Source organism: Micromonospora sp. CA-259024, from assembly GCF_050936255.1.
In the GTDB taxonomy this organism is placed as follows: domain Bacteria; phylum Actinomycetota; class Actinomycetes; order Mycobacteriales; family Micromonosporaceae; genus Micromonospora.
This window is the reverse complement of the sequence record NZ_JBNJND010000001.1, coordinates 3,950,206-3,969,044: the sequence shown is the minus strand read 5'-3', so window position 1 is coordinate 3,969,044 and position 18,839 is coordinate 3,950,206. Positions and strand designations below refer to the sequence as shown.

Genomic DNA, 18,839 nt, shown 5'->3' with positions numbered 1-18,839 from the left:
GCCCGCCGCATGATCGACTCGGGTTCCGTGAAACCGGCGTATCAATCTCGCGCGGACAGCCCGGCTTCATGGAACCCGAGTCGCTCATGCACTGACGCGCGGCGATCGGGTTCCCCACGCCCAGGCGCTGACCACGAGCAGGCCGCAGATCCCCGCCAATACCGCGACCATGGGCGTACCCTGCCCGAGCGGCAGTAGCGCGAGCGCACCACCGCCTGCTGTGAGCCACCAGCGCCACCTGTCGCCACACCACGGCACGCCGGTCTCTTGATCCTTGGGATTGGGAACTGGAGCTACCGAACCCCCCGTACGAACCCGATCCACGCGCCTCTGCTGAAGCGAAGGGTCGACCCGCTGGGATTCTTGCTGTCGCGCACCACGATGCTCGTATCCAGTTCGGCTACCTCGACGCATGCGCCGCCGTTGTTGTCGCTGTAGCTCGACTTGCGCCAGACCAGGCGATCTGAGGTCTCCATGATCACTCTCTCAGGTCTGTTGCCGCTCCATGTCGTCCGCCATCCTCAGGATGAGCTTGCGCGACTCTACCGGCCCGAGAGCGGCTGCCCGGAGTCGGTCCCACAGTCGAGTGTAGGTGCGGACCGCGTCGGGCCGGTCAAGGTAGTCGGCGTCGGTGAGGGTCTCGACGTAGACCACGTCCGATGCCGCATCGTCGCCGAAGCGCAGGATGATGAAGCTGAACGACGCCGTCTCGTAGGTCTGCGCGTCGAACGGAAACACCTGCAGCGCGACGTTGGATTGCGCGCTGACCTCTGCCAAGTGCAGGAGTTGGCTGCGCATCGTCGTTCCGTCGCCGATGCTTCGCCGCAGCGCTGACTCGCTGAGGATGAAGCTCAGGTCAGGCCCATCGTCCTGCCGCAGAATCGACTGCCGTTCCATGCGGACGGCAACCTGCCGGTCGACCTCGTCGGTGGACGGGCGTGGATGGGCGATCGCGTTCATGGCGCGGATGTACGGCTCGATCTGAAGTATTCCGGGGATGACCTCCGGCTGGTACCAGCGGATCTCTGACGCGTCACCTTCGAGGTCCAGGTACTGGCGGAACCAGTCCGGCACGGCGTTCCGGTAGGTGCTCCAGCGACCGCGTTGCCGCCCAGCTCGTGCGAGGTCACGTAGCGGCTCGGCGTCGTCCCCGTGGATGCCGTAGAGGTCGAGCAGCAGGTTCAGGTCCGTCAGCTTGAGCCCCGACTGTCCAAGCTCAAGTCGACTGATTTTGCTTGCTGCCGCGTCAATGACGGCAGCCGCCTCGTCCTGCGTCTTGCCTGCACCTTCGCGAGCCCGTTTGAGGGCAAGGCCGAGACGCCGCCGCTGGATCGTCGGGTTCACCACCGGCTGATTATGGCCCGGCCATCGCTGGATTCCGCGACACGCCGCCAAGAGGTTCCCAAATTAGGAGTCCAACTTTAGTCTTCTTGTACTTCCAAAATAGGAGTCCAAGTTTGGGGTCTTATGGGATCGCACGTGCCGTACGACGACTACCTGCTGGCGGTGGCGCTGACCCTGGCGCGGCGACACAGGCCGGTCTGGTCGTGGCGTCGGTGGCGGCGGATCTGTCGTTGCGGTGCGGACCTGCCGTGTCGAGCCCGGCATCGCATCCCGATCCGGCGAGGCCACTGGCCAGGGGAGGAGCAGGAGTGAGTGAGGATCAGGTCGGACGCATCCTGTCCGTGCATGTGCCCGGCGTCGACGGCCTGTGCGCTGGCTGCCGCTGGTGGTGGGCACGGCTGTCTCCGTACCCCTGCTATCAGGCGGAATGGGCGGCCCGTTGGCACGCGCGAGCCGCCACCCGGCGTTTCCTGGATGGCCTGCCGTGACCACGCACGGCCCGGTCCTTCCGGTGTGGACCTGCGGTGGCTGCGACGCGCCGTGGCCCTGCCGGACCCGGCGCACCGAGCTGCGGGCCGAGTTCGACGGCGCACCTGTGTCGTTGGGTCTCTACATGGGGTCCTACCTGGTCTGGGCTGCCGAGGACCTGACCTGGGTGCCCGCCGGGCTGCTGCACCGGCGCTTCCTGGGCTGGGTCCGGTGAGTCTGATCCGGCGGGGCGACGAGCGGTTCCACTACAGCGACAACTCGCACAGGTGGATCCCGCCTGGCCCGGACTACGACCAGGAGGTCTGGGACGAGATGGTCCGGCAGCACCAGCTTCAGCACCTGGAGGAGATCTCCCGGCGTAGGAAGTCGGCTCGATCACTTGATGCTGAGTAGTTGTGGAGGACCCGATTCAACTACTCGGCATCAAGTGATCTTGACAATGGCCGACCGATGGTTCAGCGCTTGCCGGCGTACCGGAAGTCGAAGTAGTCGATGTTGAAGTTCTGGTACGCGGCCGCATCCATGTTGATGACGAATTCGTGGGTGCCCCGCGTGAGGTACTGGGTCTCCGGCAGTTGCTGGAGCGTGAAGGCGTCGTGCGAGGTCGTGGTCATGACGTCGACCGGGGCGGTGGTCCGGGTGCCGTCGAACGTCAGAGTGAACCGTCCCGCCGGCGCGTACGGCGACGAGACCCGGGCCGCCACCTGGTAGGTGCCGCTCTTCGGCACCTCGACGGTGTACGTCATCCACTCACCGCCGCGGATCCAGCAGACGTCGATCGCGCCGTTCTGGTCGCAGATGTCGACGCCCTCGTACTTGCGCTGCGCGCCGCCCTTGTTGTCGTCCTCGGCGTCGTGGTAGCCGACGTCCTTGCCGTCGCGCGAGTAATCCTCGGCCTGTACGCGGACGCTGCCGTCCGGCAGGGCCGGCCACTGCGCCTTCTTACCGTGCTCGCGGCGGGTCGCCAGCCAGGCGAGCAGCTGTTCCTGGTTGTCGGTCTGGATCATGTCAACCTGGTGGCGGTCGAGCAGCGCGCCCCAGCCGTTCGCCGGGTCGATCAACGAACCCTCGTCGGTGTAGCCGGCCGCGAGGCCGTACCACATGCTGTTGACCCAGATCCGGGCGTCCTTCCGGGCGAGCGCGACGGCGGCCGGCTGGATCTGGGCGTCGGTGAGCCGGTCGAAGACGAGCTCGTACGACGGCGGCAGGTGCCGGGTGAAGGCGCCGATGCTGGTCGCGTTGCCGTCGTCGACGACGTGGCTGTAGAGGATGTGCGGGTCCCGGTCGAGGAACGCCTCCACCTCTGCCACGGGCGCCGAGCTCTTGAAGATGGCGTGGCCCAGGGTTCCGGTGGCGACCAGCAGGTCGTACATCTGGTCCCGGAACGGCCAGCCCTTGTCCAGGTTGACCAGCGCTCGGCCCTTCACCACGGCGAGGGCCTCGGCCAGCGTCGGCACCTGCTCGTCGGTCATCGGCGCCTGCCCGCCGCCCAGCCCGGCGCGCAGACGCAGCGCCTTGATCTGCGCCAGGGTCATGCCGGAGATCTGGCCGGTGCCGTTCGTCGTCCGGTTGACCGATGTGTCATGCATGACCACGAGCTGGCCGTCGGAGGTCCGCTGCACGTCGATCTCGACGACCTGCGCGCCGTTCCTGATCGCCAGGTCGATCGCCGGTACGGAGTTCTCCGGCGCACCCCGCCAGTAGCCGCGGTGCGCCACCACCATGACCGGAACCTCCGGCCGGTGGTCGAGGTACTGACGTCGTACCTGCTCGATCGTTTGAGCGGGTGGCTTGGGCCGGTCGCCCTCGACGCTCGCGCCGGTCGCGGTCGTCGCGTTTCCGATCGCGCCCGCCACGGCGGGCGGTACGAGGCCCACCACGACGCCGGTCGCCACTACGGCGAACGCCCAGCTCATCCACTGTCTGCGCACGTTGTTCAACTCCCCAGGTCCGCTGCCCTCGGCCGTATCTCAGCTGGTACGACCCGTTCGCTGAGCCTGGTGAACGAGGCGGGGCGACGGCTGAACGGGCCGTGGAATCGCCACGAAGGATCATGGAAATCCGGCGGGGTGACCTCATGATGCGGGTGCCTATCCCCGCCATCCACCTGCCTGTCGTGCCGGATGGTTCGGTAACACCTGCGCTCCGCCGTACGAAGAAGGGGTGTGAAGGCTACGAGAGAGGACGGCCTGTGAATGAGCCGAGCCGATGATGACATCTCCGGCATCGGAGCCGATCCGGTGGCCTTCGAGGTCTTCTACCGGCGGCACCTGGAGGCGGTGGGCCGGTTCGTGGCGAGGCGGGTCGACGACCCACACCTCGCCGCCGACCTGACCGCCGACGTGTTCCTGGCGGTGATCGAGTCGGCGGCCGGCTATCGGCCGGACCGGGGCAGCCAGATCGGCTGGCTGTACGGGGTGGCCCGCAACGTCATCGGCGACGAGCGGCGTCGGGCGGCCCAACGCCTGCGGGTGACCGGCCGACTGGCCGGACGACGGGACCTGGGCCCCGATGACATCGCCCGCATCGAGGAGCGGATCGACGCCGAGTCGGCGGCCCGCCACACCCATCGGGCGCTGAGCGAGCTACCCGAGGGCACCCGGACGCTTGTCGAACTCGTCGCCGTGGACGGCCTCACCGTCGCGGAGGCGGCGACCGTACTCGGGATGTCGCCGGTCGCCGCGCGGGTCCGCCTGCATCGTGCCCGCCGCGTCGTCCGCGCCGTGCTCGCCCGCCCGGTCACCACCCTCGCCTGAGGAGACGGAGATGACGATGAACGAGACCGAACGGTCGCCGCAGGGTTTCGAGGAGCAGCTCCTCAGGGATCTGACCACACACGTCGCCCGGCGCGCCGAGATGGCTTCGGCGGCCCGTCCGGCCGGACGCCGTACCCGGTTCGTCCACGGTTGGCGCCTCGCCGGAGCGTTCGGGCTGGCGGTCGCACTGACCGCCGGTGGTCTGGCAGTCCAGACGATGAGGCTGGGCAATCGGCCGCCGCCGACGGCCAGCGCGTCGGAGATCTTCCATCTGGCGGCCGACGCGGCCCGGCAGCAGCCGGAGCTCACCGCCCGACCCGATCAGTACGTCTTCACGGAATCCCTGGCGACGATCCGGGAGATGCCGGACAGCGGCCCGTACCAGACCGTGCGGAACCAACTGTGGCAGTCGGCCGGTGGAGTCGCGTACACGCAGGGACGTTACCGACCGGAGGCCGATCCGAACGGGTGGAGCGAGCTGAGGGTGTTCCGCATCGACGATCCCGTCGATCCCGAGAAGGAGCTCGACGCGTTCCAGCCGCCCGCGTACCACGGCGACCTGCCCACCGATCCGGACGAGCTGCTTCGATACCTTCGGGAACACCCGGTCGACCTGCATCTTCCCGAAGGAGCCGATGAGGAGGCCGTCTACGGGGACGAGAGCATGGCGTACACCACCGCGCGGTCGATGCTCCGCGGCTACGTGCCGCCCCGAGCGCTCGCGGCGCTGTTCGAACTGCTGGCACGGGAGCCCGGAGCGGTCGTCATATCGGGCGACGTGGTGGACGCCGCAGGTCGGCATGGGGTGGCGATTCGGATGCCCGGCGTGATCGGTGGTAACGAGGACTTCCTCTTCGACCGGGACACCCACGTATTCCTCGGCACCCGAGGGTCGGTGGTGCGCAACGGCAAGGAGTCCCTGTACGACGCTGTCGCGCTACTCCGCATCGCAATCGTCGACCGGCCGGGCCAGCTGCCCTGAGCGGCGGTGGGCATGCCCCAGCCCTGACCGGTCCGGTCACGTCGGACCGGTCAGGGCTGGGCGAACAGCGGCCCGTAGTTCGAGCGGAACATCTGCTCGCCGAGCCGGCGCAGCACCAGGTCGCGCAGCGCGGGCGGAAGGCCGGTGGCCTTGTCCCGGCGGTGCGTCTGGCTGAGCACCCAGTCGGTACGCGGGCGGCGCCGCGCCTCGTAGCCACGCAGCGCGTCGGCGACGGAATCGGCGGTGGCCAACGACGAAGCGAGCACGACGGCGTCCTCCAGGGCCATCGCCGCGCCCTGGGCCATGTTCGGCGAGGTGGCGTGGGCGGCGTCGCCGATCAGCAGCACCGGCCCCCGGGACCAGGAGTCGAGAACGACCTCCTGGTTCGGCCCGGCGTGCAGGGTGCTGTCGTCGTAGTCGAGGGCCTTGAGCATGGTGGCGGCCGGCTCGGTGAACGTCTCGGCCAGCTCGTCGCGCCAGCCGGGCCGGTCGGCCACCGGGCCGTCGTTGTAGTAGCAGTACGTCTGCTCGGCGCTGATCGGGATCGTGAGGAACTGCCTACCGCGCCCCAACTGCACGGACCAGACCGGCTCGTCGTCGATTCGGGGAGCGATCCACCGGTACGCGTACTGGCCGAGGTTGCGGGCCGTCTGACCGTTGAAGGCGAGCCGCCGGACCGTCGAGTTCACCCCGTCGGCGCCGATCACCAGGTCGTACCGTTCGGTGCTGTCGTCGTCGAACTCGACGGCGACCACGTCGCCCTCCTGGCGGAGCGCGACCGGCTGGCGGCCCCAGCGGATCGGGGCGTCGCCGACGCCGGCGAGCAGGGCCCGGTGCAACTGCGCCCGGGGCAGCGACACGCAGGGCCCGAGGCCCTGCCACAGTGCGGTCACGTCGATGTCGAAGAGGCGTCGCCCGCGCTGGTTGGCGCTGCGCTGCCGCGTGATCTCCACGGCAGCGTCGGCGACCGGCTCCCGCAGACCGAGTACGTCGAGCATCCGGGTCGCGTTGCCGGTGAGGTAGATGCCGGTGCCGGAGTCAACCGGCCCAGGTGCCCGCTCGACCACGTCGACCGCCGCGCCCCAGTCCCGCAACGCGGCCACCGTCGCCAGCCCGGCGACACCACCGCCGACGATCAGTACCCGAACACCGTCACCCCGCACGACACGTACCTCCCCGTTCCCGTTGCGGCCGGCTGAGCTGCTGCTCAACGGTCCGGCCGCCGGCGCACTCTACGAGGCGGTGGAGGCGGCGCCTGGCATCGGGGACACGGGGTGTGACGTGCACGGGGATGGCTGCGACGATCAGGGCATGACGACCGCCGATGCGTACGCCAGGTTTGCCGGCCGCGAGGTGCGTGGTATCTCGCCCGCGTACGAGCGGTTGTCCCGGGCGGTTTCCCGCGACGACGAACTGCTCGCTCTGCTCGACGGGCTCCCGCCGGTCAAGCGGCAGCCGAACCTGCTCTTCGGTGTCGTCCGGTGGCTCGGCGGCCCGGTCGAGGACCCGGCCGCGTTCCACGACTACGCCGTGACGAACTGGCCGGCCATCGAGGCGCAGGTGCGTGTCCGGGCCACCCAGACGAACGAGGCCGGGCGGTGCGCGGTCCTGCTGCCGGTGCTCGCCGCGCTGCCGCAGCCGCTCGCTCTGCTGGAGGTCGGCGCGTCCGCCGGGCTCTGCCTCTACCCGGACCGGTACGCGTACCGCTACGGCGAGCATCAGGTCGGCTCCGGCGAGCCGGTCCTGGACTGCACGGCCAGCGGGTTGGTGCCGCCGGCACGCGTACCCCAGGTGGTGTGGCGGGCCGGCCTGGACCTCAACCCGCTCGACGTGACCGACCCCGACGACGTGTCCTGGTTGGACGCGTTGATCTGGCCGGAGCACGCGCACCGGCGGGCCCGGCTGCGCGCCGCGGCGGCGGTCGCCGCTGTCGAGCCGCCGTTGCTGGTCCGTGGCGATCTGGTGGATGACCTGCCGGCGCTGGCCGCACGGGCTCCGGCCGGCGCGACGCTGGTGGTCTTCCACACGTCCGTGCTCTACCAGGTGTCCGCGCCGCGTCGGGAGGAGTTTGTCGGGCTGGTCCGTGGCCTGCCCGGACACTGGGTCGCGAACGAGGCCCCGGAGGTGCTCCCGTACGAGGGGCTGCCGCCGTCGCCGGAAGAGGGGCTCCACAACGTCCTCGCGTTGGACGGCACGCCACTGGCCTGGACCCGGGGGCACGGCCAGGCGATGACCTGGTTCGCCTGATACACGAGTCGAGGCGGCCGGCTACCTGGTCGGTTCGGGCATCCGGGCGTGCAGGGCCTGGAGGAACCAGCCCACGGCCGGTGTGACCGGAACGCCGCTCGACCAGCCGTTGATGACCGACAACAGGTCGAGGTACCGGTCCCGGCGGGGGTCGTTCGCCACGGTCAGCCGTGCGAGCAGCCGCTGGCGCAGGTCGGCGTCGTCGGGACGGTCGCAGAGGCTCGCGTACCGGGTGGTGACCGCCGCGATCACCGGATCGGCCGCGGGCCCGGTCGGATCGAGACGGGCCGCTAGTGCGGGGGCCACCGCGTCCCGCACCACCGCGACCGCGTCCGGGCGGGGCAACCCCGGAACGTCGTGGTCGGCGGCGTGCTGCCGTGCCAACTGCCGCATGCTCGCACGAAAGGTGGGGTCGCGGCACAACTCGGCCAGTTCCAACCACGCCTCGACCTGCTCGGTGGTGGGCTCGTCGGGCAGGTCCGGCGTCATCGAGACGACCACCCCGGGGTACGTGGGTTGGTCGCTCGGGTCGACGAAGACGACGTTCAGGAAATCGTCGACCAGGTGCTGTCGTTCGTGTGCGGTGAGCTGCGCCAACCGGTGCAGATCGTCCATCTCCGCCGGGCCCGACCCGCGCCTCGCCGCCACCGTGAGCACCGCCTGGCGCAACCGCAGCACGCGGATCTGCACCGCCACCGCCTCGGCGTGCGCGGCGGCCACCTCTGCCAACGGCACCTCGCGGTCGACCACCCGCCGGATCGCGGCGAGGTCCACGCCGAGGTCGCGCAGCGTCCGGACCAGCTCCAGCCGGGCGACCGCCTCCGGGCCGTAGCGGCGGTAGCCGGCCGGACTCCGGTCGGTGGGCGGCACGATTCCCCGGTCGGCGTAGTACCGGATGGTCTTGACGCTCAGGCCGGTCCGCCGGGCCAGTTCGCCGATCGTGTGACGCGTCTCCCCGCTCATGCCCCCACCCTGCTGTCTCCCCCCGCTGGAGACTCAAGCCAACACCAGCGGCAGTCGCCAGAACACCCCGGCGATGCGGAGCGGCGGGTCAGCGCAGGAACGTCGAGACCGTGGCGGTGAACCGGTCGGCGTCATCGAGCCACGGGTAGTGCCCCGCGCCCGGCTGCACGACCAGCTCGGCGCCGGGTGCCAGCTCCGCGAGTTGGGCGACCAGGCCCGGCGGGGCGCCGAGGTCGACCTCACCGGCGAGCAGCAGCACCGGACCCCGGTGTGCGGCGAGCGCGGCGCGGGTGGCCGGCGGATCGAAGGCGCCCTCGGCGCCGAAGACCCGGGCCGCCTCCTGGTTGCGCTGGTCCGGCTCCGCCGCCTGGTGCGCGCGGGCGGCCTCGTCCCACCGGCCGTAGAAGAACGGCGCGATCTCCTGCCAGGCATCCAGGGTTGCCCGACCGGACACCATCGAGTCCAACGCGGCTGCTGCCGCCGGGTACCACGGCTCGCCGGCTCGGACCTGGGTGACCTCCCGGCGCAGGGTGGCGGTCGCCTCCAGCCCGACCGCCCGGGTGCTGGGTGTGATCAGCGCGAGCCGGCCGACCCGCTCGGGGTGCCGGGTCGCGTACCGCAACGCCACGTTCGCTCCGGCGGAGTGCCCGAGCAGGTCCAGTCGGTCGAGGCCCAGGTGCCGGCGTAGTGCCTCCACATCGCCGACCAGGCGGTCGCAACCGTAGGTGGAGATGTCGGCCGGCACGGCCGATCGACCGGTGCCCCGCAGATCGGGGACGACCAGCGTCCGGTACGCGCCCAGACCGCCGAGATCACCGAGGTACGCCGAGTCCCGCATCGGCCCGCCCGGCAGGCAGACCAGCGGGTCACCCCCGCCGATGGTCCGGTACGCGAGTGCGGTGCCGTCGGGCGCGGCGAAGGTGGCCATGAGAACATCCTCTCAGGACGGCATGTCCCGCATCCGGCGCAGCGGGGAGCAGACCACGAAGAGGCACGCCGCCCAGGTGCCCAGCACACACACCCAGAGGGCGGCGCGCAGCCCCAGCGCGGTGCCGAGCGCACCGCCGGTCAGCGCGCCGAGCGGGATCACCCCGAGGCAGATCCAGAGGAACGCCGCGTTGACCCGGCCGAGGATCGCCGGTGGGGTGATCCGCTGCCGGTACGACATCGCCGCCACGTTGAACAGCACCGCGTTGGCCGAGAACGCGGCCAGCCCGATCCCGTAGAGCAGCAGCCCCCAGCCGGGCTGCGCGAGCGGCATGAGCAGGTAGAGCGGGCCTGGCGCGGCCATCGCCACCCAGATCACCCGGGCCGAGCCGAGCCAGGCCGTCAGCCGGGCGGCCAGCACCCCCACCACCAGCCCGCCGACCGCGCTGACCGAGAAGACCAGCCCCACCTGCACCGGGTTGGCGTGCAACTCGCGGACCAGGAAGGTGACCTCGATCGAGCCGGACGCCATCACCCAGAAGTTCGACCAGGTGGTGCAGGCCAGGATGCTGACGAGGATCGGTTGCCGCCGGATGAAGGCGAGCCCGTCGGTCAGCTCCACCCGCAGCGGCACCCGAGGGGCCGGCTCGCGGCGTACCGGCGCCTCGCGGATGAGGAGCAGCGTCAGCGCGCTGACCAGAAAGGCGAACCCGTTGGTCACGAAGGTCCGGGCGGCGCCGACCAGCCCGATCAGCACACCGCTGACCGTCGGACCGACCAGTTCGGCGGCATCCTCGCTGACGGTGAGCTTGGCGTTGCCGTCCACCAGCAGATCAGCCGGCACCAGCCGGGGCAGCAGGGTCTTGTACGCCACCGTGAACAGCACGGTCAGCACCCCGCCCAGCCCCACCACCGCGTACAGGAAGGGGAGGGTGAGCTGGCCGACCAGAGCGGCCACCGGCAGCGACAGCATGAGCGCGGCCCGGCCCAGGTCGCACGCGATCATCAACCGCCGCTGGTCGAGCCGGTCGGCGACGATGCCCGCCGGCAGCGAGAAGAGCAGGTACGGCAGCCAGGCCAGGACGGTCAGCAGGGAGACCTGGAAGACGCTGGCGTTCAGAGTGTCGGCGGCGAGCAGCGGCACCGCCACGTTGGCGATCCGGGTGCCCAGCTCGCTGACCGTCTGACCACCCCAGAGCAGCAGAAAGGTCCGGCTGCGCCAGAGCGATGGGCCGGGGCCGCTCGCGCCCGCCGGGGCCTGGGTCACCTGCTGGGTCACGATCACAGCCTGTCTGTGCGGTCGCGCGTGCCGCCGGCCGACGGCCGGGAGACCCTATCGGGGCCGCGCTCGCACGCGACACCGCATTTCGTGCCGCCCGGTCGGGTCGCCGGGCCCGCTCTAGACTGCTGCGGTGACCGGAGAGCCTCGACCCCTGGCCGACCGGCCGCTCACCGAGCCGCACCCGTCCCGGCTACCGCCCGAGCACCCCGACCGGGCCCGGATCCTCGCCGCGCACACGGCCGCGCTGGCCGCCGGGGAGGCCGGTTACCTCGACCCGGCGACCGGGCTGTTCGTGCTCAGCGCCGGTTTCCTGGCCCGGCGCGGCACGTGCTGCGGACGCGGTTGCCGGCACTGCCCGTACGTGGATGACCCACAGTTCGGATAGGCGTCAGCGGGGCGGCGAAAGGAGGGCTTCCGCCCGACACCGACACCCCGTACGGTTTCCGACGGACATCCGGCGGTTGCTTTCCGCCGTCGGTCGGCGAGAGGGTGGAACGTGCGCGGGCGGATCGTGGTCGCCGGGCTGGCGGGCCTGCTGGTGAGCGGCTGCGCCGCCGAGGCGGAGCCGGTGGCGGTGCCGCCGCCGGTGCCGGTCGCGGTGGACGTGGCAGCGGCCTCCTCGGGCGGCGCCTGCCGGTTGCTGGACTTCACGGTGATCGAGCAGCTGGTCAAGACGCGCTTCGACGTGGCGGGGGCCAGCGAACAGGGCGACACGCACACCTGTGTGGTCCGGGCCGGTGGCGCGACGTTACCGGAGCTGACGCTGAGTGTGTCCGAGACCACGATCGACAAGACCACCTTCGGCGCGGATGTGGTGCCCGACAAGGCGGCGAAGGTCACCGGGTTGGGTCAGCAGGCGTACAAGCGGACCACCGGTGCGGCGAGCGGGCACGGGCCGGTCGCCGAGGTGGGCTGGCTCGCCACCGATGGGCGGCTGGCCACGTTGAGCTGGACCGGTGCTCGTGGCAGCGAGCGTTCGGCGGCCGAGAAGGTGACCGGCGACCTGGTCGCGCTGGCCAAGAAGGTGGACACCCGGGCGCTGTGACGCCCGGGTGTGCCGTCGGTCGGTTGGCGGCGACTCAGTTGGCGGCGACGAACACCCGGGAGGCGACCTCGCGGGGCAGCCGCACCCGGTCACCGGAGCGGTCGATCGACACCCCGTCGCGCTCCTGCGCCACGGTCACCGTGGCACCCGGGTCGACACCGGCGGCGTGCAACTGGCGCAGCACGTCGGCGTCCTTCTGCACGCTCTCGCAGATCCGGCGCACCACGACGGGCCCGGAGAGACCGGGGAACGCCAGGTTGCGCTCGCTCTCAACGGCCTCGGTGGTCTCGGTCGCCGGCGAGCCCAGCTCCTGTAGACCCGGGATCGGGTTGCCGTACGGGGAGCGGGTCGGCCGGTTGAGCAGGTCGTACACCCGCTTCTCCACCGCGTCGCTCATCACGTGCTCCCAGCGGCAGGCCTCCTCGTGGGCCTCCTCGTAGGGCATCCCGATGACGTTGACCAGCAGCAGCTCGGCGAGGCGGTGCTTGCGCATCACCGACACGGCGCTGCCACGGCCCTGCGCGGTGAGCGTCAGGTGCCGGTCGCCCTCGACGGTGAGGAGGCCGTCGCGCTCCATCCGAGCGACGGTCTGGCTCACGGTGGGGCCGCTCTGCTGCAGCCGTTCGGCGATTCGGGCACGCAGCGGCGGCACCCCCTCCTCTTCCAATTCAAGGATGGTGCGCAGGTACATTTCGGTCGTGTCGACCAGGTCGTGAGACTTCATAACGTCAGCGGCCCTCCGGTGCACGATGTTACCTCGGTGAACGACGAGCGAGCGCCGCCGAACCGCGTGCCGTCGACACGGATGGTGTTGGATGGTCGCCATGTCCGGTACTCAGGAGCCGTTGGTCGAGGTCGATCGGCTCGCCGCCGCGCTCGACCACGCCGATCCGCCCACCCTGCTCGACGTCCGCTGGCGGCTCATCGGCGCGCCGGGCCGCGACGACTACCGCGCCGGCCACCTGCCGGGCGCGGTCTTCATCGACCTGGACACCGCGCTCTGCGGGCCGCCGGGCGCCGGCGGCCGGCATCCACTGCCCGACCCGGCCGCGCTGCAGGCCGCGCTGCGGGGCGCCGGCGTCCGCGCTGGTCACCCCGTGGTGGTGTACGACGGCGGCGACGGCATGGCTGCCGCGCGGGCCTGGTGGACGCTGCGTTGGGCGGGGCACCGCCCGGTGCGTCTGCTGCACGGTGGCTACCCGGCCTGGGTCGCCGCCGGCCTTCCCGTCTCCACCGACGTGCCCACCCCCGCCCCCGGTGACGTCGTGGTGAGCCCCGGTGATCTCCCGGTGCTCGACGCGGGGCAGGCCGCCGCGCTGGCCGCCGCGGACGACGCTGTGCTGCTCGACGTGCGGGCGGCGCCCCGCTATCGGGGCGAGGTGGAGCCGATCGACCCGGTCGCCGGGCACGTACCGGGAGCGGCGAACCTGCCCGCCGGTGAGTACGTCGGCCCGGACGGGCGCTTCCCGGCCGCCGACGTGTTGAGCGAGCGGTTCGCCGCGGCCGGGGTGACCGGGGCGCGGGCCGTCGGGGCGTACTGCGGCTCCGGGGTGACCGCCGCGCAGGCGGTGCTCGCGCTGCACCTGGCCGGCCGCACGGACGCGGCGCTCTACGTTGGATCGTGGAGCAACTGGGTGGCCGACCCGGCCCGGCCGGTCGCCTCCGGGCAGACACCTGGCCGCTGACCAGCGCGTGCGGTGGGCCGGCGACGGCCCTCGTGCGACGATGGGCTCATGTCCGACGACACGGTGGTGGTGTGGGACGAGTCGCTGCTCGCCTACGACATGGGTGACCATCCGCTCGACCCGGTCCGGGTGGAGCTGACCATCGCGCTCGCCCGCGAGCTGGGCATCCTGGATCGCCCAGGGGTGCGCGTGGTCAAGCCGGAGCCCGCTGACGATGCCCTGCTCACCCGGGTGCACGACCCGGCCTACCTGGCCGCGGTGCGCGCCGCGCCGCGCGACCCGCTCTTCGCCGGGTACGGGCTGGGCACGTCCGACAACCCGGTCTTCGAGGGGATGCACGAGTCCAGCGCGCTGGTCGCGGGCGCGACGGTGGCCGCCGCCGAGGCGGTCTGGCGCGGCAACGCCCGGCGGGCGGTGAGCGTGGCCGGCGGCCTGCACCACGCGATGCCCGCGCGGGCCTCCGGCTTCTGCGTCTACAACGACCCCGCGGTGGCGATCGCCCGCCTGCTCGACCTGGGCGCTGAGCGGATCGCGTACGTGGACGTCGACGTACACCACGGCGACGGGGTGCAGCAGATTTTCTGGAACGACCCCCGGGTGCTCACGGTCAGCCTGCACGAGACCCCGTTGGCACTCTTCCCGGGCACCGGTTTTGCCGACGAGACGGGTGGGCCGGGCGCGCAGGGCACCGCGGTCAACATGCCGTTGCCCCCGGCTGTCGACGACACCGGCTGGCAGCGGGCCTTCCACGCGATCGTGCCGTCGGTGCTGCGGGCGTTCCGGCCGCAGGTGCTGGTCAGCCAGTGCGGTGCGGACGGGCACCGACTGGATCCGCTCGCCGACCTGAATCTGACGGTGGACGGGCAGCGGGCCACCTACCTGGCGTTGCGGGCACTCGCCGACGAACTGTGCGACGGCCGTTGGGTGGCCACCGGCGGCGGCGGGTACGCGCTGGTCGAGGTGGTGCCCCGGGCGTGGAGTCACCTGCTGGCCGTGGCCACCGGCGATCCGATCGACCCGGCCACGCTCACCCCGCCGGCGTGGCGGGACCTGGTCGCCTCCCGTCGTCTGGGCCGGGAGGTGCCGCTGCGGATGACCGACGACGCGGACCCGTCGTACGAGCCGTGGCAGCCGACCGGTGAGCCGAACGCGGTGGACCGGGCCATCGCGGCGACCCGCAAGACGGTCTTCCCGCTGCTGGGGCTCGACCCGTACGACCCGCGGGACTGAGCCGGGCCGGGGGAGGGCCGCACCGGTGACGACGGTGGACCAACCGGTGGACGTGCTGCTCAGCGACGGCAGCACCGTCCAGTTGCGACCGATCGACCCGGCCGACGCGCCGGGCATCGTGGCGATGCACAGCCGGTTCTCCGAGCGCACCCGCTATCTGCGGTACTTCTCGCCGTATCCGCGCATCCCGGAACGGGATCTGATCCGGTTCGTCACGGTCGACCACCATGACCGGGAGGCGTTCGTGGTGCTGGCCGCCGACCGGATCGTCGCGGTGGGCCGGTACGAGCGGCTCGGCCCGCAGGCCCCGGAGGCGGAGGTCGCCTTCGTGGTGGAGGACGCCTACCAGGGTCGGGGCATTGGCTCGGTGCTGATGGAGCACCTGGCCGACGCCGCCCGTCGCAACGGCATCATGAGCTTCGTCGCCGAGGTGCTGCCCGCCAACGGGACGATGCTGCGGGTCTTCGCCGACTTCGGCTACCAGGTCCAGCGCGAGTACGCCGACGGTGTGGTGCACCTGAGTTTCCCGATCGCGCCCACCGAGGCCACGTTGGAGGTGCAGCGCGGCCGGGAGCACCGCACCGAGGCCCGCTCGATCGCCCGGCTCCTCGCCCCGCGCGGCATCGTCGTGTACGGCGCCAGCGCCACCGGCCAGGGCGTCGGCGCGGCGGTGCTCGGGCACCTGCGCGACGGCGGTTTCACCGGTGCGGTGGTGCCGGTGCATCCGAGCGCGTCGACAGTGGCGGGCCTGCCCGCGTACCCGTCGGCGGCCGACGCGCGGACGCCGGTGGACCTGGCGGTGGTGGCGGTCCCACCGGAGGCGGCGACCGCGGTGGTCGCCGATGCCGCCGCCGCGGGAGTGCACGGCCTGGTGGTCATCTCGGCCGGCTTCGCCGAGGCCGGCGCCGAGGGCGCGGCCACGCAGCGGGCGTTGGTCCGCGCGGCGCACGCCGCCGGGATGCGGGTGGTCGGCCCGAACTGCCTGGGCGTGGCCAACACCGACCCGACGGTACGCCTCAACGCCACCCTCGCCCCGGCGCTCCCACCGGCCGGCCGGGTCGGCATCTTCAGTCAGTCCGGTGCGTTCGGGGTAGCGCTGCTCGCCGAGGCGGACCGGCGTGGCCTCGGGTTGTCCAGCTTCGTCTCGGCCGGCAACCGGGCGGACGTCTCCGGCAACGACCTCCTGCAGTACTGGCAGGACGACCCCGGCACCGACGTGATCATGTTGTACCTGGAGACCTTCGGCAATCCGCGCAAGTTCGCCCGGCTGGCCCGGCGGATCGGCCGCGCCAAGCCCGTCGTCGCGCTCGCCTCACCGGCCCGCCCGCTCGGGGTGGGTGACACCGCCGGGCCGGACGAGGCGGCGGTGGCCGCGCTCTTCGCCCAGTCCGGGGTGATCCGGGTGGACACCGTGCCGGAGCTGCTCGACGTGGGTGTTCTGCTGGCCAACCAGCCGCTGCCGGTCGGCGGCCGGGTCGGTGTGGTCGGCAACTCGTCGGCGCTGACCGGGCTGGCCGCCACCGCCTGCGTCGGGCAGGGCCTCACCGTGGCTGACGGTTACCCCCGCGACGTCGGGCCGAGCGCCGGTGCCGCCGAGTTCGCCGCCGCCCTCGCGGAGACGGCCGGCGACGACCGGGTGGACGCGCTGGTGGTGGTCTTCGCCCCGCCGCTGCCCGGCCAACTGACCGAGGTGGACGCCGATGTGACCGCCGCGCTACCGGCGGCTCTCGCACTGGGCAAGCCGACCGTGGCGACGTTCCTGGTCGGGCGGCTGCCGCCGGGGGTGCCCGCGTACGGCGGTGTGGAGGAGGCCGTCCGGGCGCTCGCCCGGGTGCACCGGTACGCCGAGTGGCTTCGCCGCCCGCCCGGGGTGGCACCCGAGTTGCCCGGCATCGATCAGGCCGCCGCGCACGTCGCGCTCCGCACCGAGGCCAGCGACCCGAACGCGCTGCTGGCCGCGTACGGCATCGAGGTGGTGGCGTCGGTGCCCGTCGACTCGGCCGGCGCGGCGGTCGAAGCGGCGGCGCTGCTGGGCTTCCCGGTGGCGCTCAAGGCGGCCGCCCCCGGGCTGCGGCACCGGCTCGACCTCGGTGCGGTCCGGCTCGACCTGCCCGACGAGCCGACCCTCCGCCGCGCGTACGCCGAGCTGGCGGCGACCTTCGGCACGGACGCACTGGTCCAGCCGATGGTCCCACCCGGGGTGGCCTGCGTGGTGGAGGTGGTGGAAGATCCGGCGTTCGGGCCGGTCGTCGGCTTCGGTCTCGGCGGGGTCGCCACCGAGTTGCTCGGCGATCGGGCCTGGCGGGCGGTGCCGCTGACCGACCGGGATGCCGCCGAGCTGGTCGACGAGCCCCGGGCGGCGCCGCTGCTGCGCGGGCACCGGGGCGCCGCACCGGTCGATCGGTCGGCCCTCGCCGACCTGCTGCTGCGGGTGGGTCAGCTCGCCGACGAACAGCCCCGGGTGCGGTCGCTGACCCTCAACCCGGTGCTCGCCCGGCCGGACGGCATCTCGGTCCTGCACGCCCAGGTACGGGTCGGCGGTGTGGCGGCCCGGCCGGACACCGGCCCCCGTCGCCTGTAGGTGCCCTCTGCGTGGTGCCGGTCAGGCGCGGCTGGAGATCTGCTGGACGCCCCACGAGTTGCCGTCCGGGTCGGTGAAGAAGACGAAGCCGACGTTGTCCAGCGGGTCCGGCACCGGCCGAGGGTTCTGCCCCACCACCTGGATCTCGCTGACCTCCACACCACGTTCGACCAGTTCCTTGCGAGCCCGCTTCAGGTCGGGCACCACCAGTTGCAGGCCTTTGAGCGAGCCCGGCGGCATGTCCGGGACGACGCCCCTGCCGATCACGATCGAGCAGCCGGAGCCGGGTGGGGTCAGCTGGACGATGCGCGCCTCGTCGCTGATCACCGTGTCGTGGTCCACCGCGAATCCGAGCTGGTCGGCGTAGAACGTCTTCGCCTGGTCCACATCGGAGACCGGCACGATCACCACTTCCAGCGTCCAGTTCATGGTTGTTCTCCTCGCATCGTCGTTGTGGTGGTCAGCAGTTCGGCGAGCCGGGTGAAGCTCTGCCCGACGCCCCTGGTCATCGGGTAACGCAGCACGGTGTCCCGCCCCTCGGGGGTGGCGTAGCGCAGCGTGGTGGTGACCGTCGTCCGTCCGGCCAGCTCGGTGAAGTCGTGGCTGACCAGAGTCTCGCCCGGGTAGGACTGGTCATCGAAGAGTTCGGTGCAGGTCAGCCGGTGCGGTGGCTCGATCCGCCGGTAGACCCCGGTCTGGACCATCCGGGCGCCGTCCGGGCCCAGTGACACGAACCGCCACCGCCCGCCCACCCGCAGGTCGACGTCGCACTGGGCCAGCCGCCAGCCGCGCGCGCCGTACCACCGGACCAGCAGCTCGGGTCGGGTGAAAGCGGCGAACACCAGCTGTGCTGGTGCCTCGAACAGCCGACTCAACACGATCTCCCGGTCGCCCGGGGTGTGCACGACGATCGGGTCGTCGGCGCCGGTCATCCGACCGTGCCGTCCGGTCGGGCGCCCGGGCGCTCGGCGTCGGTCTGCTTGACGGCCTGGAGCTCGTCGAGCAGGTCGTCCAGGCGCTGGTAGCTCTCCGCCCAGTAGTCGCGGTAGTTGGCGAGCCAGGCCGTCGCCTCCCGCAGTGGGCGGGCCTCCAACCGGCACGGCCGGCGCTGGGCGTCCCGCCCTCGGCTGACGAGGCCCGCGCGTTCCAGCACCTTGAGGTGCTTGGAGATGGCCGGCTGACTCATCTCGAAGGGCTCTGCCAGCTCGGTCACGGTCGCCTCACCGACGGCCAGTCGGGCGAGGATGGCCCGCCGGGTCGGGTCGGCCAGCGCCGCGAAGGTCGCATCCAACAGCTCCGCACCCACCG

General features: G+C 71.9%; 22 protein-coding genes. 11 read left to right on the top strand and 11 right to left on the bottom strand.

Annotated features, from left to right (window positions below):
- Window positions 1-293: 293 nt before the first annotated feature.
- Both ACQEUX_RS17565 and ACQEUX_RS17560 read right to left on the bottom strand, forming a co-directional pair.
- Entirely contained in the window at window positions 294-476 is a 183-nt protein-coding gene (locus ACQEUX_RS17565) for a DUF397 domain-containing protein (protein ID WP_433048553.1), read from the bottom strand.
- A 10-nt stretch (window positions 477-486) separates the two neighbouring features.
- Window positions 487-1,347 carry a DUF5753 domain-containing protein gene (locus ACQEUX_RS17560; RefSeq protein ID WP_433048550.1) on the bottom strand — a complete coding sequence of 287 codons (861 nt, stop codon included), beginning with the start codon at window positions 1,345-1,347 and terminating at the stop codon, window positions 487-489.
- 305 nt (window positions 1,348-1,652) lie between these two features.
- On the opposite strand from ACQEUX_RS17560, the gene ACQEUX_RS17555 reads away from it, so the two are divergent.
- Genes ACQEUX_RS17555 through ACQEUX_RS17545 form a run of 3 tightly spaced genes read left to right on the top strand, consistent with a single transcriptional unit; the run spans window position 1,653 to window position 2,226 of the window.
- A complete protein-coding gene (locus ACQEUX_RS17555) occupies window positions 1,653-1,832 on the top strand; it encodes a hypothetical protein (RefSeq protein WP_433048547.1) in 180 nt (59 codons plus the stop codon).
- Window positions 1,829-2,047: a hypothetical protein gene (locus ACQEUX_RS17550; RefSeq protein ID WP_433048544.1), complete on the top strand. Its 219-nt coding sequence runs from the start codon at window positions 1,829-1,831 to the stop codon at window positions 2,045-2,047. The genes ACQEUX_RS17555 and ACQEUX_RS17550 overlap by 4 nt, the downstream gene beginning before the upstream one ends.
- Window positions 2,044-2,226, top strand: a complete 183-nt coding sequence (locus tag ACQEUX_RS17545) for a hypothetical protein (protein ID WP_433048541.1) — start codon at window positions 2,044-2,046, stop codon at window positions 2,224-2,226. Before ACQEUX_RS17550 ends, ACQEUX_RS17545 begins: the two co-directional genes overlap by 4 nt.
- Window positions 2,227-2,288: 62 nt before the next feature.
- On the opposite strand, the gene ACQEUX_RS17540 is transcribed toward ACQEUX_RS17545, so the two are convergent.
- A complete protein-coding gene (locus ACQEUX_RS17540; protein ID WP_433049932.1) occupies window positions 2,289-3,749 on the bottom strand; it encodes a glycerophosphodiester phosphodiesterase family protein in 1,461 nt (486 codons plus the stop codon).
- Between the two features lie 279 nt (window positions 3,750-4,028).
- Here ACQEUX_RS17540 and ACQEUX_RS17535 point away from each other — a divergent pair, with 279 nt between their 5' ends.
- The gene (locus tag ACQEUX_RS17535; protein WP_433048538.1) at window positions 4,029-4,589 is read left to right on the top strand and encodes an RNA polymerase sigma factor; all 561 of its coding nucleotides are present in this window, start codon (window positions 4,029-4,031) and stop codon (window positions 4,587-4,589) included.
- 10 nt (window positions 4,590-4,599) lie between these two features.
- On the top strand, window positions 4,600-5,571 hold the full coding sequence (locus tag ACQEUX_RS17530; RefSeq protein ID WP_433048535.1) for a CU044_5270 family protein: 972 nt from the start codon (window positions 4,600-4,602) through the stop codon (window positions 5,569-5,571).
- Window positions 5,572-5,621: 50 nt separating this feature from the next.
- Here ACQEUX_RS17530 and ACQEUX_RS17525 read toward each other — a convergent pair whose 3' ends face one another.
- A complete protein-coding gene (locus ACQEUX_RS17525; RefSeq protein ID WP_433048532.1) occupies window positions 5,622-6,734 on the bottom strand; it encodes an FAD-dependent monooxygenase in 1,113 nt (370 codons plus the stop codon).
- A gap of 148 nt (window positions 6,735-6,882) precedes the next feature.
- On the opposite strand from ACQEUX_RS17525, the gene ACQEUX_RS17520 reads away from it, so the two are divergent.
- Window positions 6,883-7,818 (top strand): DUF2332 domain-containing protein, encoded by a 936-nt coding sequence (locus ACQEUX_RS17520; protein WP_433048529.1) that lies wholly within the window; start codon window positions 6,883-6,885, stop codon window positions 7,816-7,818.
- A 21-nt stretch (window positions 7,819-7,839) separates the two neighbouring features.
- Here the strand turns inward: ACQEUX_RS17520 and ACQEUX_RS17515 are convergent, their stop codons facing one another.
- The 3 genes from ACQEUX_RS17515 to ACQEUX_RS17505 all read right to left on the bottom strand — a co-directional run bounded on the left by ACQEUX_RS17515 (window position 7,840) and on the right by ACQEUX_RS17505 (window position 10,987).
- Complete coding sequence (locus tag ACQEUX_RS17515) at window positions 7,840-8,781, bottom strand: MerR family transcriptional regulator (RefSeq protein ID WP_433048526.1); 942 nt, start codon at window positions 8,779-8,781, stop codon at window positions 7,840-7,842.
- A gap of 88 nt (window positions 8,782-8,869) precedes the next feature.
- Window positions 8,870-9,709, bottom strand: coding sequence for an alpha/beta fold hydrolase (locus tag ACQEUX_RS17510; RefSeq protein WP_433048523.1), 840 nt, complete (start codon window positions 9,707-9,709; stop codon window positions 8,870-8,872).
- A 12-nt stretch (window positions 9,710-9,721) separates the two neighbouring features.
- A complete protein-coding gene (locus tag ACQEUX_RS17505; RefSeq protein WP_433048520.1) occupies window positions 9,722-10,987 on the bottom strand; it encodes an MFS transporter in 1,266 nt (421 codons plus the stop codon).
- A gap of 133 nt (window positions 10,988-11,120) precedes the next feature.
- On the opposite strand from ACQEUX_RS17505, the gene ACQEUX_RS17500 reads away from it, so the two are divergent.
- Together ACQEUX_RS17500 and ACQEUX_RS17495 are read left to right on the top strand one after the other, a co-directional pair.
- Entirely contained in the window at window positions 11,121-11,375 is a 255-nt protein-coding gene (locus ACQEUX_RS17500) for a DUF5522 domain-containing protein (RefSeq protein WP_433048517.1), read from the top strand.
- 111 nt (window positions 11,376-11,486) lie between these two features.
- Entirely contained in the window at window positions 11,487-12,035 is a 549-nt protein-coding gene (locus ACQEUX_RS17495) for a hypothetical protein (RefSeq protein WP_433048514.1), read from the top strand.
- 34 nt (window positions 12,036-12,069) lie between these two features.
- On the opposite strand, the gene ACQEUX_RS17490 is transcribed toward ACQEUX_RS17495, so the two are convergent.
- Window positions 12,070-12,759: a metal-dependent transcriptional regulator gene (locus ACQEUX_RS17490; RefSeq protein ID WP_433048511.1), complete on the bottom strand. Its 690-nt coding sequence runs from the start codon at window positions 12,757-12,759 to the stop codon at window positions 12,070-12,072.
- A gap of 100 nt (window positions 12,760-12,859) precedes the next feature.
- Here ACQEUX_RS17490 and ACQEUX_RS17485 point away from each other — a divergent pair, with 100 nt between their 5' ends.
- The 3 genes from ACQEUX_RS17485 to ACQEUX_RS17475 are packed head-to-tail and all read left to right on the top strand — an operon-like array spanning window position 12,860 to window position 17,531.
- Window positions 12,860-13,720, top strand: coding sequence for a sulfurtransferase (locus ACQEUX_RS17485; protein ID WP_433048508.1), 861 nt, complete (start codon window positions 12,860-12,862; stop codon window positions 13,718-13,720).
- A gap of 48 nt (window positions 13,721-13,768) precedes the next feature.
- Window positions 13,769-14,950 carry an acetoin utilization protein AcuC gene (locus ACQEUX_RS17480; protein WP_433048505.1) on the top strand — a complete coding sequence of 394 codons (1,182 nt, stop codon included), beginning with the start codon at window positions 13,769-13,771 and terminating at the stop codon, window positions 14,948-14,950.
- Window positions 14,951-14,975: 25 nt separating this feature from the next.
- Window positions 14,976-17,531 carry a GNAT family N-acetyltransferase gene (locus ACQEUX_RS17475; protein ID WP_433048502.1) on the top strand — a complete coding sequence of 852 codons (2,556 nt, stop codon included), beginning with the start codon at window positions 14,976-14,978 and terminating at the stop codon, window positions 17,529-17,531.
- Window positions 17,532-17,552: 21 nt separating this feature from the next.
- Here ACQEUX_RS17475 and ACQEUX_RS17470 read toward each other — a convergent pair whose 3' ends face one another.
- From ACQEUX_RS17470 to ACQEUX_RS17460, 3 genes are read right to left on the bottom strand one after another with little or no spacing between them, the layout of a single operon-like run.
- Entirely contained in the window at window positions 17,553-17,960 is a 408-nt protein-coding gene (locus tag ACQEUX_RS17470) for a VOC family protein (RefSeq protein WP_433048499.1), read from the bottom strand.
- On the bottom strand, window positions 17,957-18,463 hold the full coding sequence (locus ACQEUX_RS17465) for an SRPBCC domain-containing protein (protein WP_433048496.1): 507 nt from the start codon (window positions 18,461-18,463) through the stop codon (window positions 17,957-17,959). Before ACQEUX_RS17465 ends, ACQEUX_RS17470 begins: the two co-directional genes overlap by 4 nt.
- On the bottom strand, window positions 18,460-18,837 hold the full coding sequence (locus ACQEUX_RS17460; protein WP_433048493.1) for an ArsR/SmtB family transcription factor: 378 nt from the start codon (window positions 18,835-18,837) through the stop codon (window positions 18,460-18,462). Before ACQEUX_RS17460 ends, ACQEUX_RS17465 begins: the two co-directional genes overlap by 4 nt.
- Window positions 18,838-18,839: the final 2 nt, after the last annotated feature.

What these genes read in the sequence shown, in the direction of transcription:
- ACQEUX_RS17510 (WP_433048523.1), bottom strand. Translation starts at nt 9,709, where the DNA reads ATGGCCACCTTCGCCGCGCCCGACGGCACCGCACTCGCGTACCGGACC.
- ACQEUX_RS17565 (WP_433048553.1), bottom strand. Translation starts at nt 476, where the DNA reads ATGGAGACCTCAGATCGCCTGGTCTGGCGCAAGTCGAGCTACAGCGAC.
- ACQEUX_RS17490 (WP_433048511.1), bottom strand. Translation starts at nt 12,759, where the DNA reads ATGAAGTCTCACGACCTGGTCGACACGACCGAAATGTACCTGCGCACC.
- ACQEUX_RS17530 (WP_433048535.1), top strand. Translation starts at nt 4,600, where the DNA reads ATGACGATGAACGAGACCGAACGGTCGCCGCAGGGTTTCGAGGAGCAG.
- ACQEUX_RS17470 (WP_433048499.1), bottom strand. Translation starts at nt 17,960, where the DNA reads ATGAACTGGACGCTGGAAGTGGTGATCGTGCCGGTCTCCGATGTGGAC.
- ACQEUX_RS17485 (WP_433048508.1), top strand. Translation starts at nt 12,860, where the DNA reads ATGTCCGGTACTCAGGAGCCGTTGGTCGAGGTCGATCGGCTCGCCGCC.
- ACQEUX_RS17520 (WP_433048529.1), top strand. Translation starts at nt 6,883, where the DNA reads ATGACGACCGCCGATGCGTACGCCAGGTTTGCCGGCCGCGAGGTGCGT.
- ACQEUX_RS17465 (WP_433048496.1), bottom strand. Translation starts at nt 18,463, where the DNA reads ATGACCGGCGCCGACGACCCGATCGTCGTGCACACCCCGGGCGACCGG.
- ACQEUX_RS17540 (WP_433049932.1), bottom strand. Translation starts at nt 3,749, where the DNA reads ATGAGCTGGGCGTTCGCCGTAGTGGCGACCGGCGTCGTGGTGGGCCTC.
- ACQEUX_RS17535 (WP_433048538.1), top strand. Translation starts at nt 4,029, where the DNA reads ATGAGCCGAGCCGATGATGACATCTCCGGCATCGGAGCCGATCCGGTG.
- ACQEUX_RS17480 (WP_433048505.1), top strand. Translation starts at nt 13,769, where the DNA reads ATGTCCGACGACACGGTGGTGGTGTGGGACGAGTCGCTGCTCGCCTAC.
- ACQEUX_RS17515 (WP_433048526.1), bottom strand. Translation starts at nt 8,781, where the DNA reads ATGAGCGGGGAGACGCGTCACACGATCGGCGAACTGGCCCGGCGGACC.